The 14,831-nt window shown below is 70.7% G+C and carries 11 protein-coding genes; 3 read left to right on the top strand and 8 right to left on the bottom strand.

Features of this window, described 5'->3' with window-relative positions; translation table 11 throughout:
• Window positions 1-5 precede the first annotated feature (5 nt).
• The gene (locus tag QFZ75_RS31310; protein ID WP_307542263.1) at window positions 6-2,618 is read right to left on the bottom strand and encodes an ABC transporter permease/substrate binding protein; all 2,613 of its coding nucleotides are present in this window, start codon (window positions 2,616-2,618) and stop codon (window positions 6-8) included.
• The gene (locus QFZ75_RS31305) at window positions 2,611-3,699 is read right to left on the bottom strand and encodes a glycine betaine/L-proline ABC transporter ATP-binding protein (protein ID WP_307542261.1); all 1,089 of its coding nucleotides are present in this window, start codon (window positions 3,697-3,699) and stop codon (window positions 2,611-2,613) included. Before QFZ75_RS31305 ends, QFZ75_RS31310 begins: the two co-directional genes overlap by 8 nt.
• Before the next feature lie 262 nt (window positions 3,700-3,961).
• On the opposite strand from QFZ75_RS31305, the gene QFZ75_RS31300 reads away from it, so the two are divergent.
• The 3 genes from QFZ75_RS31300 to QFZ75_RS31290 all read left to right on the top strand — a co-directional run bounded on the left by QFZ75_RS31300 (window position 3,962) and on the right by QFZ75_RS31290 (window position 6,888).
• On the top strand, window positions 3,962-4,945 hold the full coding sequence (locus QFZ75_RS31300) for a 5'-3' exonuclease (RefSeq protein ID WP_307544918.1): 984 nt from the start codon (window positions 3,962-3,964) through the stop codon (window positions 4,943-4,945).
• An 80-nt stretch (window positions 4,946-5,025) separates the two neighbouring features.
• Complete coding sequence (locus tag QFZ75_RS31295; protein ID WP_307542259.1) at window positions 5,026-5,871, top strand: siderophore-interacting protein; 846 nt, start codon at window positions 5,026-5,028, stop codon at window positions 5,869-5,871.
• A 36-nt stretch (window positions 5,872-5,907) separates the two neighbouring features.
• Window positions 5,908-6,888: an RluA family pseudouridine synthase gene (locus QFZ75_RS31290; RefSeq protein ID WP_307542257.1), complete on the top strand. Its 981-nt coding sequence runs from the start codon at window positions 5,908-5,910 to the stop codon at window positions 6,886-6,888.
• Here the strand turns inward: QFZ75_RS31290 and QFZ75_RS31285 are convergent.
• From QFZ75_RS31285 to QFZ75_RS31260, 6 genes are all read right to left on the bottom strand, one after another.
• Entirely contained in the window at window positions 6,882-8,363 is a 1,482-nt protein-coding gene (locus QFZ75_RS31285) for a cytochrome P450 (protein ID WP_307542256.1), read from the bottom strand. The two genes, QFZ75_RS31290 and QFZ75_RS31285, sit on opposite strands and share 7 nt — an antisense overlap.
• A 126-nt stretch (window positions 8,364-8,489) precedes the next feature.
• Window positions 8,490-9,110 carry an ATP/GTP-binding protein gene (locus QFZ75_RS31280; protein ID WP_307542254.1) on the bottom strand — a complete coding sequence of 207 codons (621 nt, stop codon included), beginning with the start codon at window positions 9,108-9,110 and terminating at the stop codon, window positions 8,490-8,492.
• Window positions 9,091-9,525, bottom strand: a complete 435-nt coding sequence (locus QFZ75_RS31275) for a DUF742 domain-containing protein (protein WP_307542252.1) — start codon at window positions 9,523-9,525, stop codon at window positions 9,091-9,093. The genes QFZ75_RS31280 and QFZ75_RS31275 overlap by 20 nt, the downstream gene beginning before the upstream one ends.
• Window positions 9,522-9,929: a roadblock/LC7 domain-containing protein gene (locus tag QFZ75_RS31270; protein ID WP_107019841.1), complete on the bottom strand. Its 408-nt coding sequence runs from the start codon at window positions 9,927-9,929 to the stop codon at window positions 9,522-9,524. Before QFZ75_RS31270 ends, QFZ75_RS31275 begins: the two co-directional genes overlap by 4 nt.
• Window positions 9,926-11,542, bottom strand: a complete 1,617-nt coding sequence (locus tag QFZ75_RS31265) for a sensor histidine kinase KdpD (RefSeq protein WP_307542249.1) — start codon at window positions 11,540-11,542, stop codon at window positions 9,926-9,928. The genes QFZ75_RS31270 and QFZ75_RS31265 overlap by 4 nt, the downstream gene beginning before the upstream one ends.
• A 357-nt stretch (window positions 11,543-11,899) precedes the next feature.
• Window positions 11,900-14,761 carry an RNA helicase gene (locus tag QFZ75_RS31260; protein ID WP_307542248.1) on the bottom strand — a complete coding sequence of 954 codons (2,862 nt, stop codon included), beginning with the start codon at window positions 14,759-14,761 and terminating at the stop codon, window positions 11,900-11,902.
• Between the last annotated feature and the right edge of the window lie 70 nt (window positions 14,762-14,831).

The following is a 14,831-nucleotide window of genomic DNA, read 5'->3' as shown; positions in this document are numbered from 1 at the left end:
CGCGGTCACTGCGGAGTCATGCGCTCCACCATGTCCGGGTGCTCCTTGAGCCACGCGGCGACGGCGTCCTCCTCGTGGCCCTGGCCGCGGTCCTTGATCTCGGCCTCCAGCGTGCCGAGCTCGTCCTCGCTCATCGTGAAGCCCTTGATCCACTTCGTGAGCTGCGGGTACTGCTCCGGGAACTTCTTGTTGGAGATGGTCCGGATCGTGTTGCCCTCGCCGAACAGCTTCTTCCCGTCCGACAGCTTGGTGAGCTCGTACTCGCTGTACGCCCAGTGCGGCGACCACAGGACGACGGCGACGGGCTGCTTCTTGGCGTACGCGCGCTTCAGCTCGGCCAGCATCGCGGGCGTGGAGCCGTCGACGACCTCGTACTCCTTGTCCAGGCCGTAACCCGGCAGCACGTCCTTCTTCAGGAGGTTCATCTCACCGGTGCCCGGCTCGATCCCGATGATCTTCCCGTCGAAGGTGTCGGCCTTGCCCTTGAGGTCGGCGAGGGACTTGACGTCCTTCACGTACGAGGGCACCGCGACCTCCAGGGACGTCGGCTCGTACCAGGTGCCGAGGTCCCGCAGGTTGTCCTTGTGCTTGTCCCAGTAGTTGGCCTGCGCGTGCGGCAGCCAGGCGTCGAAGTTGAGGTCGATGTCGCCGGTGGCGAGGCCCGTGTAGACCGGGCCGACGTCCATCTGCTTCAGGTTCAGCGTGTAGCCGCGCCGGGCGAGGACGTCCTTCCACAGGTAGGTGACGGCGACGTCCTCGTCCCACGGGAACCAGGCGACGTCGATCGCGCGCTTCGCCTCGGCGGGGGTGCCGGACGTCTCCTGGACCGGGGCGAGTTCGTCGACGACCTTCGCGTTGCCCTTCAGCCAGGTGCGCACGGCCTTCTGCTGCGCGCCCTTGCCGGCCTTGTTGATCTGCGCCTCGAGGCTCGTGAGCTGCTTCTCGGTCATCTTGAAGTTCTTGAGCCACTTGGCGACGACCGGGTTGTCCTCGGTGAAGCCCTTGCGGGAGAGCGTGTGCACGCCGTCGCCCTTGCCCCAGGCGTTCTTGGAGTCCTTGAGCTTCTTCAGCTTGTACTCGCTGTACGCCCAGTGCGGCGACCAGAGCGTGCCGACGAACGGCTCCTTCTTGGCGTACGCGCGCTTGAGCTCGGCCAGCATCGCCGGTGTGGAGCTGTCGACGACCTTGTACTCCTTGTCGAGCCCGTACTCCTTGAGGACCTTGGTCTTGAGCAGGCCCATCATCCCGGCGCTGGACTCGATGCCGGTGATCCTGCCGTCGAACTCGGCCGCCTTGCCCTTGAGGTCCTCCAGGGTGTTGATGTCCTCCATGTAGGCGGGCACGCTCAGTTCCAGGGAGGTCGGGCCGAACCAGGAGCCCAGGTCCTCGAGCTGCTTGCCGTACTTCTTCCAGTACTGCTCGTGCGTGACGGGCAGCCAGGAGTCGGTCTGGAAGTCGATGTCGCCCTGCGCGAGGGAGGTGTAGAGCGGGCCCGCGTCGAACTGCTTGACGTCGACCTCGAAGCCGCGCCGCTCCAGGATCTCCTTCCAAAGGAAGGTGGAGGCCACGCCCTCGTCCCAGGGGATGTACCCGATGCTGACCTTCTTGCCCTGGCCGACGTTCCCGCTGTCGGACGCGGCGGTCTCGCTGTCGTCGGAGCCGAAGACGCCCATGCCGCCGGCGACGAGCGCGAGCACGACGACGCCGACCACGGCCACGGTGGGCCGGGGGCGGTAGGACCAGATCTTCAGGCCCTGCGCACTGCGCAGCTTGGCGGCGGCGCGGCGGCCGAGCGGGGAGACCTGGGTGCCCAGCGCGCTGGTCATGCGGTCCAGGTAGATGGCGAGGATGACGATGGCGACGCCCGCCTCGGAGCCGAGGCCGACGTTGAGCTGCCCGATGGCCTCGTTCACGTCGCCGCCGAGGCCGCCGGTGCCGACCATGCCCGCGATGGCGGCCATGGACAGGCCCAGCATGATGACCTGGTTGACGCCCGCCATCACGGTGGGCAGGGCCAGTGGCAGCTGGACGCGCAGCAGGATGTTGCCGGGGGTGGTGCCGAACGCGTCGGCCGCCTCGACCAGTTCCTTGTCGACCTGGCGGATGCCCAGCTCGGTCATCCGGACGCCGGGTGCCAGCGCGAAGATCAGGGTGGCCACGATGCCCGCGGGGGCGCCGGTGCCGAAGAACAGGATCGCCGGGATCAGGTAGATCATCGCCGGCAGCGTCTGCATGAAGTCGAGCACGGGCCGCACCACGCTGCTGACCCGGTCCGAGCGGGCCGCCCAGATGCCGACGGGCACGGATATGACGAGCGCGATGATCGTCGCCACGAGAACGAGCGACAGGGTGATCATCGCGTTCTCCCACAGTTCGAGGGAGTCGATGAACGCGAATCCCACGAAGGTGAGCACGCCGGCCGAGGTGCCGCGCAGCCAGAACGCGATGACCGCGAAGATGCCCGCGAGGAGCAGCGGTTCGGGGGCCTGCAGGACGGCGTTGATGCCGTCGTAGGTGCCGAGGAAGACGGTCTTGAAGAAGTCGAAGAGCCACGCCATGTGGTTCAGCAGCCAGTCGACCGCGTCGTTGACCCAGTCGCCGAAGGGGACTCTAGGCATCGGTCTTCACCGCCCCGGGGGTCGTGCCGCGGGAGGAGTCGCAGGGCGCGGGTTCCCCCTGTTCGTCACCGAGGAAGCCGACGAGTCTGCGCCGTGGCACGACTCCGACCAGCTTGCCCTTCTTGTCGACGACGGCGACGGGGTGCGTCAGCCGCGCGCTGATGGCGCACAGCTCGCCGAAGGACGAGTCGGGCCGCGCGGTCTCGCAGCCGCAGTCCGCCTCGTCGCCGCGCAGGTCCGTGTCCATGACGGAGGCCGCGGTCAGGACCCGGGAACGGTCGACGTCCTGGGTGAAGGAGGCGACGTAGTCGTTCGCGGGGCGGACCAGGATGTCCTCGGCGGTGCCGATCTGGACGATCCGGCCGTCCCGCATGACGGCGATGCGGTCGCCCAGCCGCATGGCCTCGTTGAGGTCGTGGGTGATGAAGACGATGGTCTTCCTGAGCTTCTTCTGCAGCTCGATCAGCTGGTCCTGCATGTCCCGGCGGATCAGCGGGTCCAGCGCGCTGAAGGACTCGTCCATCAGCAGCAGGTCGGCGTCGGTGGCGAGCGCCCGGGCGAGGCCCACGCGCTGCTGCATGCCGCCGGACAGCTCGTCGGGCCAGGACTTCTCCCAGCCGGCCAGCCCGGCCAGGATCAGGGCCTTGTTGGCGCGCTCGTGGCGTTCGGCGCGCGGCACGCCCTGCACCTCCAGGCCGTACGCGGCGTTCTCCAGGACGCTGCGGTGCGGGAAGAGCGCGAAATGCTGGAAGACCATGCTGACCTTCCGCGAGCGGACCTCGCGCATCTCGCGGTCGTTCAGCGCGGTCAGGTCCTGCCCGTCGAAGACCACGCGTCCCGCGGTCGGCTCCAGGAGTCCGTTCAGCATGCGCAGCAGGGTGGACTTGCCGGATCCGGACAGCCCCATCACGACGAAGATCTCGCCCGGTTCCACCGTGAAGGAGGCGTCGATCACCGCGGCGGTGACGCCGTCGGCGCGCAGTTCCTCACGGTCGGCTCCCCCGCGCAGCCGCTCGACTCCTTCGCCCGGTCGTCTTCCGAACACTTTGTAGAGCTGTTCCGCCTGCAGCCTGGATGACACGAGTACCTCTCCGGTAGAACGAAGACGGCCCGCCTCCCCCGCCGGCGGGCCGTGGAGCGATGCGGGGTCCGCCCGCTCATCCGGTCCGTACACGCCTATGTGGTTGAAAAGGCGACCGGGTTCGCTCCGGCCGCGCACCTGCCCCGATACGGATGGCCCAAACCCGACCGTGTTCCAGGTCACATCGGGTTTGGTTCCCGCCAGTTGTGGAACTCGCCTTCGCCGCTTGGGCATCGGAGGGTGGCTGTCGGTGGCGTACGGCATGATGCGGGACGTGACGCAGCAGACTCAGCAGCCTCGGCGAACCATGCTTCTCGACACCGCCTCCCTGTACTTCCGGGCCTATTTCGGGGTGCCGGAATCCGTGAAGGCCCCGGACGGCACCCCGGTGAACGCGGTGCGCGGTCTGCTCGAGTTCATCGACCGGCTGGTACGGGACCACCGGCCCGACGACCTGGTCGCGTGCATGGACGCGGACTGGCGGCCGCAGTGGCGGGTCGACCTGATCCCCTCCTACAAGGCGCACCGCGTGGCCGCGCGGACCGGGAGCGGGCCGGACGAGGAAGAGGTGCCGGACACCCTGTCGTCGCAGGTGCCGGTCATCGAAGAGGTCCTGGACGCGCTGGGCATCACGCGCGTGGGCGTGGCGGGGTACGAGGCGGACGACGTGATCGGGACGTTCGCCGGCCGTGCCACGGGCCCGGTCGACATCGTCACCGGCGACCGCGACCTGTACCAACTGGTGGACGACGCGAGGGGGGTGCGCGTGCTGTACCCCCTCAAGGGCGTCGGCACGCTGCAGGTCACGGACGAGGCGTGGCTGCGCGAGAGGTACGGCGTCGACGGGCCCGGGTACGCGGATCTCGCGCTGCTGCGCGGCGACCCGAGCGACGGGCTGCCGGGCGTGCCGGGCATCGGCGAGAAGACGGCCGCCAAACTGCTGGCGGAATTCGGGGACCTGGCCGGGATCATGGCGGCGGTGGACGACCCGAAGGCGGGGCTGACGCCCTCGCGGCGCAAGCGCCTGGACGAGTCGCGGCCGTACGTCTCCGTCGCGCCGAAGGTCGTCAAGGTGGCCGGTGACGTGCCCCTGCCGCAGGTGGACACCGCTCTGCCGCACACGCCGCGCGACCCGGCGGCTCTCGACGCGCTCGCGGCGCGCTGGGGCCTCGGCGGTTCGCTGAAGCGGCTGCTGTCGACACTGGCGGTACGGGGCGGGCCGGAGGGACACTGGAACGAGGGCTGAGGATCGCGTGTTCGAGGAGTGCCGCCCGGGCAGAGGTGCTAGCTTAGGTAAGCCTTAGCGAACTTATCCAGGAGGCCGTTATGGCAGAGCGTCCGGCCCGCAGGGCTCCCAAGCCGCACTCCGCGCGGGTCGTCCGCACCGAGCGGCTGACCCCCCACATGCAGCGCGTGGTCCTCGGTGGTGACGGACTCGCCGAGTTCACGGCGGGCACCAGCACCGACCACTACGTTAAACTGCTGTTCGGCGCCGAGGGCGTGACGTATCCCGAGCCCTTCGACATGACGCGCATCCGCGAGGAGTTCCCGCGCGAGCAGTGGCCCGTGACGCGCACGTACACCGTGCGGGCCTGGGACCCCGAGGAGCGCGAGCTGACCCTCGACTTCGTGGTGCACGGCGACGAGGGACTCGCCGGGCCGTGGGCCGCCCGCGTCCGGGCGGGCGAGCTCGTCCGGTTCCTCGGCCCGGGCGGGGCGTACGCGCCCGACGCGGCGGCCGACTGGCACCTGCTGGCCGGTGACGAGAGCGCGCTGCCCGCCATCGCCGCCGCGCTGGAGGCCCTGCCCGACGGCGCCCGGGTGCATGCCTTCGTGGAGGTCTCCGGCCCCGAGGAGGAGCAGAAGATCGACTCCGACGTGCAGGTCGTCTGGCTGCACCGCGGTGACCGGCCGGTCGGCGAGGCGCTGGTGGCCGCCGTACGGGCGCTGGAGTTCCCGGCGGGCCGGGTGCACGCGTTCGTGCACGGCGAGGCGGGGTTCGTGAAGGAGCTGCGCCGGCTGCTGCGGGTCGAGCACGAGGTGGCCCGGGAGGACCTGTCCATCTCCGGTTACTGGCGGCTGGGGCACAACGAGGACGGGTGGCAGGCCGCGAAGCGGGAGTGGAACGCGCAGGTCGAGGCCGAACAGGAGGCTGCGCCCCCTGCGGCCTGACCTGCCTCGGCCTGCGGCACTGCGTACGCTTGTGCGGTGCGGCGGAAAAAGGTGGTTCCGGAGTCTCCCCTGCCCCAGCGGGACGGGGTCGATGCCGTACGGATACGGTTGCCGGCCGGCGGGGAGTGGGGCACCGTGCGGGAGTACCTGCGCGAGCGGCTCGCGTCCCGGGCCGCGGCCGTCGAGGAGATGTTCGCCGCGGGAGGGGTCGTGGGGGCCGACGGGCGGGCCGTGACACCGGACACGGCGTACCTGCCCGGCATGTTCGTCTGGTTCCACCGGGAGCTGCCCGCCGAGGAGCGGGTGCCGTTCCCCGTCGAGGTCGTGTACCGCGACGAGCACATCGTGGTGGCCGACAAACCGCACTTCATCGCGACGACACCCCGGGGCAGCCATGTCACCGAGACGGTTCTCGCGCGGCTGCGGCGGGAGCTGGGACTGCCCGCGCTCGGGGCGGCCCACCGGCTCGACCGGCTCACCGCCGGGCTCGTGCTGTTCACGGTGCGGCCCGAGGAACGGGGCGCGTACCAGACGCTGTTCCGCGACCGGCTCGTGCACAAGGAGTACGAGGCCGTCGCTCCGTACGCGGCGGACCTGGACCTGCCCCGTACCGTCCGCAGCCGGATCCTCAAGGAGCGCGGGGTGCTCGCCGCCCGGCAGGTGCCGGGCGAGCCGAACGCCGTGACCCGGATCGAGCGGGCGGAGCACCGAGGCGGCCTGGCCCGCTACCGGCTGCTCCCCCGGACCGGCCAGACCCATCAGCTGCGGGTGCACATGTGCGCCTTGGGCGTGCCGATCCTCGGCGACCCGCTGTACCCGGTGGTCACCGGCCCCGTGCCGGCCGGTGACTTCCGGCGCCCGCTGCAACTGCTGGCGCGGGCGCTGGAGTTCACCGACCCGGTCACCGGGCACCGGCACGCGTTCAGCAGCGGACGGACCCTGCGGGCCTGGTCCGCCCACGACGAGTGGGCCGGTGACCGGGACGGTGACGGGGCCGTCGGCGGACGGGCTCAGTAACCCCGCCACCAGCGCACGAACCGCTGCCAGGCGCCGAGCCGGTGTCCCGGCTCGGCGTCCGGACCGGCGGCCGGCGTCTCCGGCAGGTCGATCGTGGGACGCGGCACGAGGATGCCGTCCGCCGACGGGTCCGAGAGGTCCCAGTCCGGACGCGGGCGCGGCACCTCGGCGACGCCCGGCCGGTCCATGACGTCCTGCGGCGACGCCGGCGCGAACACCACCGGCAGTTCCACCAGGTGGCGCGAGGAGATCGACGAGGTCCGCGTCAGCTCGGCCTCGTCGACACCGAGCTGCACGTCCGGGAGCCGCTTGAGGAGCGCGTCCACGCCGACGTCGGCGATGGCACGGCCGATGTCCTGGCCGGGGCACTCGTGCGGGCCGCCGCCGAAGGCGAGGTGCGAGCGGTTGCCCTTCATGTTCGCCTTGAGGTCCGGGCGGACGTGCGGGTCGACGTTGCCCGCCGCCATCCCGAAGAGCAGTCCGTCACCCTTGCGGATGCGCTGCCCGCCCAGTTCCGTGTCCTGCTTGGCGAAGTAGCCGAGGACGTTGCTGAACGGCGGCTCGTTCCACAGGGACTGTTCCACCGCCTGCGGCACCGTCATCTGCCCGCCGTTGAGCTGGGCGCGGAAGCCCGGATCGGTGAGGACCACCCGCAGCACGTTGGCGAGGAGGTTCGCGGTGGCCTCGTACGCGGCGAGGAGGACGAGCCGCAGGTGCTGGCCCACCTCTTCGTCGGTGAGTCCGGCCGGGTGGCCGAGCAGATGGCTGGTGAAGTCCTCGGCGGGTTCGGCACGGCGGCGGACCGTCAGCCGCATCAGCACGCTCATCACGTACTCGTTGCTGGCGATCGCGGTCTCGGTGCCCTTGAGCAGGTCGCGGGTGGCCTGCACCATCTTGTCGTCGTACTCCTCGGGCATGCCGAGGATCTCGCACAGCACGGCCATCGGCAGGTGCTCGGCGAACTGCGAGACCAGGTCGGCGCTGCCGCGCCGGCAGAACTGGTTCACCAGCTCCTGGGTCCAGTGGTTGATGTGGCGGCGCAGGTCGCGGGAGTTGATGGTCGACATGGCGCCCATGACCGCGCCGCGCAGCCGCTGGTGCTCGTCGCCCTCGGCGTGGGAGCAGATCGGCTGCCAGGTGATGAGCGGCATCAGCGGGTGGTCGGCGCTCGCCGTGCCGTCCAGCAGGGCGGTCCAGATGCGGCTGTCGCGGGTGTAGACCGACGGGTTGCTGACCATGTGGAGGTTCTCGCCGTGTCCGAGGACCAGCCAGATGGGCACGTCGTCGTGCAGCAGCACGGGTGCCACGGAGCCGTGCTCGGCGCGCAGCTTCTCGTACAGGGCCGCCAGGTCCTGCGCCTCGGGTCCGTACAGGCGGCGCAGTCCGCCGGGGCCGGTGCCATGGGCGGGACAGCTCGGCGGCGGCCCGGTCATGAGGTCGTCCGTGCCGGTGGGGAAGGGGGATTCAGGCGTCACGGTGATCGCTTTCGGGGCGGGGTTGCGGTGTCTTCGGTCGGGGTCGAGCCGGGGTCGTGCGGTGCGTGGGCCGTCGGGCGGGCCGAGTTCGCGTACGCGACCGCGGCCGTCGGCGGCCCGGCGGGATCAGGCCGACGCCTGCGCCATGGCGATCGAGTGCAGGAAGCGCATCAGCGTCATCAGGACGTCCCGGCTGGAGGCCCGGCGGCGCGCGTCGCACTTCACCATGGGGATCTCCTCGGACAGGTCGAGCGCCGCCCGCAGGTCGTCCATGGGGTAGTGGGGTCCGTCCGGGAAGTCGTTGACGGCGACGACGAACGGCACGCCGCGCTCCTCCAGGCGTCCGATGACGTCGAAGCTGACCTCCAGGCGCCGGGTGTCAACCAGGACGACCGCGCCCAGCGCACCCTCGAACAGGCCGTTCCACAGGAACCAGAAGCGCTCCTGGCCGGGGGTGCCGAACAGGTACAGCACCAGCTGTTCGGTGATGCTGATGCGGCCGAAGTCCATGGCGACGGTGGTGGCCGTCTTCGTGTCGGAGCCGTAGTTGTCGTCGACACCGATGCCGGCCTGCGTCATGGTCTCTTCGGTGGTCAGCGGCCTGATCTCGCTGACGGAACCGACCATGGTCGTCTTTCCGACCCCGAAACCGCCCACGATCACGATCTTCACCGCGGCGGTCGCCGTGTGCGGGAGGTGGTCCTCGGCGCGAGGTCCCGGGACGGTCTCAGAGCTTTTGAAGTCCATGCATCACCGCTTCGAGGAGGGAACGGTCGGGCAGTTCCGAGCGGACGATCGGAACGCGCGCCTGTACCAGTTCAGCCGTCAGCAGCTCGGTCAGCAGTACGGTCACCACGCTGAACGGCAGATGGAGATAGGCCGAGACCTCGGCCACGGACATGGGGGCCCGGCAGAGCCGGAGCAGCGCCAGCTGCTCCGGCTGGGCGGTGGGCGGGGCGTCGGCACACGCCACGATCAGGGTGACCAGGTCGAGTTCGGCGCGGTCGCCGCCCGCGGCCTGGCCGGTGACGACGTACAGCCGCTCCAGATCGCGCGTCCGTCCCGGGCCGTCCTCCTTCCCGGCCTCGGCCGGGAGCGGGGCGGGTTTCTCCTGCCGCGGCGCCGCCTTGGGGACGCGTCGGCGTCGTTGCGGTGGACTCATACGGTCTGCCCGTTCCGCCGGGGCGGACTCGTGAGGTGCGCACCGATGCGGACGACGAGGTCACGCATCCGGGCGCTCATGAGTCCGGCGTCGACATGGGCCTCCGCCAGTACCGCGAGGTAGGCGTTGGGCCCCGCGGCCATCATGTAGAAGTAGCCGCCCTCCATCTCGATGATCACCATGCGCATCTTGCCGTCGGTGTCGGGGATCTCGGTGGCGACGGCCCCGGCGAGGCTCTGCAGGCCGGCGCAGGCGGCGGCGATGCGGTCGGCGGCGTCGGGGTCGCCGCCGTACCGGGCGATGCGCAGACCGTCCGCGGAGAGCACGACGACCTGCCGGGTCCCGTACACCCCGTCGGACAGCTCCTTGAGCATCCAGTCGAAATTGGCGCGCTGCTGGATCACTTGGGGTCCCCCTCGTCGTCGGCCTCCGTACGGGCCGGACTGCTCGTCGCTCCGGGCGTCTGCTGCGGGTCGTCGCCGCCCTTGAGGCCGGCCATGAACGCCTCGACCCACAGCCCGGGTTCCTTCTCTTCCTTCTTCCTGGGCTTGGGCACCTGCGTGGACGACCGGGTCCAGTCGATGACCGGACGCCCTTCCTTGCGCGCGGTCTCCGCCTCCGCGGCCGCGGCCCGGGCCTCCCTCACCCGCTGGCTGTAGGGGACCTTCATACGGCTGCGGCGCTGCGGCAGTCCGCCCGCGGTCCACTCGGTGACCTCGGGGACGTCGTCGTCCTCCGCCGTGCCGTCCGGGGTGCGGACACGGGGCCCGGTGGTGGGACGGCGCTTCTTCTCCTTGCGGTCGGGGCCCTTGACCCCGTCGAAGTCGACCTGGGGCACGGCCGCGGCGCCGATGCCGTGGGCGAGACCGGGCGCGTCCTCCTCGGTGAGCAGCTTGCGCGGGACGACGAGGACGGCCCGTACACCGCCGTAGGCGGACTGCCGCAGCGAGACCTGCATGTCGTACATGTCCATGAGGCGGCCCACGACGGCGAGGCCGAGCCGCGGGTCCTCACCGAGCTGGTTGAGGTCGGGGCCCTCGGCGGCCCGCGCGAGCATCGCCTCGGCCCGCAGGCGGGCCTCCTCGCTGAGGCTGACGCCGGCGTCCTCGATCTCGATGGCGACGCCGGTCTGCACCTCGACGGCGGTGACGTGCACCTTGGTGTGCGGCGGCGAGTAGCGCGTGGCGTTGTCGAGGAGTTCGGCGGCGGCGTGGATGACCGGCTCGACGTGGATGCCGCTGACGGCGACCTTGGCGATGGAGTGCAGCTCGATGCGCCGGTACTCCAGGATCCGGGACATGGCGCCGCGCAGCGCGCTGTACAGCGGGACCGGCGCGGGCCACTGGCGGCCGGGGCGGCCGCCGCCGAGCACGGCGATGGAGTCGGCGAGGCGGCCGATCAGCGCGGTGCCGTGGTCGATGCGCAGCAGGTCGTCGAAGACCTCGGGGTTGCGCCCGTGGTCCTCCTCCATCTCACGCAGTTCCACGTTCTGCTGGTGGACGATCGCCTGGACGCGGCGGGCGATGTTGACGAACGAGCGCTGCGCGGCCTCGCGCTGGAGTTCCTCGTTGTCGATGATCTCCAGCACTTCGATCAGGAGCGCGCGCTGGGAGCGGGGGATGTTCCGCTGGGCGGGGTCCTCGTCGACGATCCGCCGGACGGCTTCCTGGGGCGAACGGCCGCCGCGCATCACCTTCAGCACCGTGGGCAGCAGATGCTCGCGCAGGTGGTCGATCTCGGCGTCGTGCAGGGACACGCGTCGTTGCATGGCTTCGGTGCGGCGGTCGAACTCGGCCCGCGCCGCGCGGACGACACGGCCGCGGCGGACCGCTTCGGCCGCCGTCGCGGTCACCAGCAGGGTCGCGACGGCACCGCACCAGATGACGGCCGCCCGAGCCGGCTGCGCCACCAGGGCGACGGCGGCGCCGGTCGCGGCGGCCATCGCTATGGCGGGCAGCAACAGCACGCGGGCGTAGGGAACTTCACGGCCACCGGGAGGCAATTGAACACTCACCATGTATGCCCTCTGAGACAGGTCGGCTGGAGGTGGGGGGGGGAGGTAACTGGATCTTCGGAACTATGGGGAACAAACGCACGATTTCATCTCAACTCGGTGCGCTGCGGGCGAGCTTAGTCCGACCGGATCATCGCTGTGTCATATTCAGCAACCACCTGAAATCACCCCTGTGACAGGAGTACGCTCTGCCACATTTACACGCTCGGCATCCGTACGAACACTCTGGGTGATGGCGTACGGGCGTGCGAAACCCCTTCATCCGAAGGGGTTCGGTCCTGCCGTGTCCGGTACGGGATCCGGGGGGCCTCGCAGGGCCGGCCCCGGATCCGCTCCGTCACCTCGGCGCGTTCGTCGCGCTCATCCCACGGACGAGTAGGCCACCACGCCGCGCAGCAGCTGGTCGACCGCCTTGCGCGCGTTCTTCGCCACCGTCGAACCCGCGGCGGTCGTCGTCGGCGCGGCCGCCGAGATCTGCCCGAGCACGTCGATGACCTGCTTGCACCAGCGCACGAAGTCGCCGGCGGGCATCTCGGCCTCGCGCAGCACCTCGTCGAGACCCTTGCCCGACGCCCACTCGTGCGCCGCCCAGGCGAAGCCCAGGTCGGGCTCGCGCTGGCCCACGCCCTCGGTCTGCGTGATGCGGAAGTCCTCCTCCAGGGCGTCGAGGCGGCCCCAGATGCGGACCATCTCGCCCAGCGCGGCCTTCGCCCTGCCGGACGGCAGCTTGGGCGCCATCGCGTCGTCGGCCGCCCTGGACTCGTACACCAGCGCCGAGACGCACGCGGCCAGTTCGGCCGGTGCCAGGCCCTCCCAGACCCCTTCCCGCAGGCACTCGCTGGACAGGAGGTCCATCTCGCCGTAGAGCCGGGCGAGCCGCTTGCCGTGCTCGGTGACCTCGTCGCCGCGCAGGTAGTCCATCTCGGTCAGCAGCGCGACGATGCGGTCGAAGGTGCGGGCGATGGTGTTCGTCCGGCCCTCGATGCGCTGCTCCAGCTGCGCGGTGTCGCGCCGCAGCCGGTGGTAGCGCTCGGCCCAGCGGGCGTGGTCCTCGCGGTCGCTGCACCCGTGGCAGGGATGGGCCCTGATCTCGGTCCGCAGCCGGGCGATCTCGCGGTCGTCGGCGGCCTCGGCCCGCTTCCTGCGGTGCCGGTCGGGCACGATGTGGCCGGCCTTGGTGCGCAGCGCGGAGGCCAGGTCGCGGCGCGACTGCGGCGAGCGCGCGTTGAACGACTTCGGGATGCGCATCCGCTCCAGGGCCTCCACCGGCACCGGGAAGTCCATCGACGCCAGCCGCTTGACCTGCCGCTCGGCGGTGAGCACGAGCGGCCGGGGCCCGTCGTGCTGCTCGAAGCCCCGGTGGCCGTTGGAGCGTCCGGCGGGCAGTCCCGGGTCGAGGACCAGTGCGAGCCCCGCGAACTTGCCGGTCGGGACGTGGATGATGTCGCCCGGCTTGAGCTTCTCCAGCGCGACGGCCGCCTCGACGCGGCGCTGGGAGGCGCCCTGCTTGGCCAGCTCGGTCTCGCGGTCCTTCAGTTCGCGGCGCAGTCGCGCGTACTCGTCGAAGTCCCCGAGGTGGCAGGTCATGGACTCCTTGTAGCCCTCGAGCCCCTCCTCGTTGCGCTGCACCTGGCGGGAGATCCCGACGACCGACCTGTCGGCCTGGAACTGCGCGAAGGACGTCTCGAGCAGCTCGCGCGAGCGGTGCCGCCCGAACTGCTCGACGAGGTTCACCGCCATGTTGTACGACGGCTTGAAGCTGGAGCGCAGCGGGTAGGTGCGCGTGCCGGCGAGTCCCGCGAGGTGGTCGGGGTCGAAACCGCGCTGCCACAGCACCACGGCGTGGCCCTCGACATCGATGCCGCGGCGGCCGGCCCGGCCGGTGAGCTGGGTGTACTCGCCGGGGGTGATGTCCGCGTGCTGCTCGCCGTTCCACTTGACGAGCTTTTCCAGGACCACCGAGCGGGCGGGCATGTTGATGCCCAGCGCGAGGGTCTCGGTGGCGAACACGGCTCTCACCAGGCCGCGTACGAACAGCTCCTCGACGACCTCCTTGAACGTCGGCAGCATGCCCGCGTGGTGGGCCGCGATGCCGCGCTCCAGGCCCTCCAGCCACTCGTAGTAGCCCAGGACGTGCAGGTCCTCGTCCGGGATGGACGCCGTGCGCTCCTCCACCAGTGCGCGGACGCGTTCCCGGGCGTCCTCGTCGTTCAGCCGCAGGCCCGCGTACAGGCACTGCTGGACGGCTGCCTCGCAGGCGGCCCGGCTGAAGATGAACGTGATGGCGGGCAGCAGGCCCTCGGAGTCGAGCCGCTCGATGACCTCGGGCCGGCCAGGTGTCCACGTCCGGGACCGCTGGCGCCGCTCGCGCTCGCGGTCGGCCTCGCGCATGGCGCGGCCCCGCTTGCGGTCCTGGTACGAGGGGCGGCTGGCCTCCATGCGCGCGAGGCGCGTGAGGTCGGGGTTGACGGCCTTCTTGTGGCCCTCGCCCTCCTCGAAGAGGTCGTGCATCCGGCGTCCGGCGAGCACGTGCTGGAACAGCGGGACGGGCCGGTGCTCGGAGACGATCACCTCGGTGTCGCCGCGAACGGTGTCGAGCCAGTCCCCGAACTCCTCGGCGTTCGACACGGTCGCCGACAGCGACACCAGGGTGACCGACTCGGGGAGGTGGATGATCACTTCCTCCCACACGGCGCCGCGGAAGCGGTCCGAGAGGTAGTGCACCTCGTCCATGACGACGTATCCGAGGCCGAGGAGCGTGCGCGAGCCCGCGTACAGCATGTTGCGCAGCACCTCGGTGGTCATCACGACCACCGGGGCGTCGGAGTTGACGCTGTTGTCGCCGGTGAGGAGGCCGACCTTGTCCGCGCCGTAGCGGCGGCAGAGATCCGCGTACTTCTGGTTCGACAGGGCCTTGATGGGGGTCGTGTAGAAGCACTTCTTGCCCTGCGTGAGGGCCAGGTGGACGGCGAACTCGCCGACGATCGTCTTGCCCGAGCCGGTGGGCGCCGCCACCAGGACGCCCTTGCCGCCTTCAAGGGCTCGGCAGGCCTCGATCTGGAAGGGGTCGAGGCCGAAGTCGTACATCTCGCGGAAGCCGGCGAGCGCGGTGGCCTGCTCGACAGCGCGCTTCCGTGCTGCCGCGTACCGCTCGGCCGGTGAGAGGTCCTCTGTCATCGTGCTTTCGAGACTACCGGCCACCACCGACAACAGGACGATCATTATCCGATCGGACCCGGCGGATCCGGGTGCGCCGGTCCGTCCGGGACGGACCGGAGGGATCTCCGGGCGG

Origin of the sequence: Streptomyces sp. V3I8 (assembly GCF_030817535.1) — a bacterium.
Lineage (GTDB): Bacteria > Actinomycetota > Actinomycetes > Streptomycetales > Streptomycetaceae > Streptomyces.
The sequence above is the reverse complement of the archived record's forward strand: the minus strand, read 5'-3'. Positions and strand labels throughout refer to the sequence as shown.

Excerpts from the sequence above, each read along its gene's own strand:
- QFZ75_RS31295 (WP_307542259.1), top strand. The coding sequence starts at position 5,026 with ATGGCAGAGCGTCCGGCCCGCAGGGCTCCCAAGCCGCACTCCGCGCGG.
- QFZ75_RS31260 (WP_307542248.1), bottom strand. The coding sequence starts at position 14,761 with ATGATCGTCCTGTTGTCGGTGGTGGCCGGTAGTCTCGAAAGCACGATG.
- QFZ75_RS31280 (WP_307542254.1), bottom strand. The coding sequence starts at position 9,110 with ATGGACTTCAAAAGCTCTGAGACCGTCCCGGGACCTCGCGCCGAGGAC.
- QFZ75_RS31265 (WP_307542249.1), bottom strand. The coding sequence starts at position 11,542 with ATGGTGAGTGTTCAATTGCCTCCCGGTGGCCGTGAAGTTCCCTACGCC.
- QFZ75_RS31300 (WP_307544918.1), top strand. The coding sequence starts at position 3,962 with ATGATGCGGGACGTGACGCAGCAGACTCAGCAGCCTCGGCGAACCATG.
- QFZ75_RS31275 (WP_307542252.1), bottom strand. The coding sequence starts at position 9,525 with ATGAGTCCACCGCAACGACGCCGACGCGTCCCCAAGGCGGCGCCGCGG.
- QFZ75_RS31310 (WP_307542263.1), bottom strand. The coding sequence starts at position 2,618 with ATGCCTAGAGTCCCCTTCGGCGACTGGGTCAACGACGCGGTCGACTGG.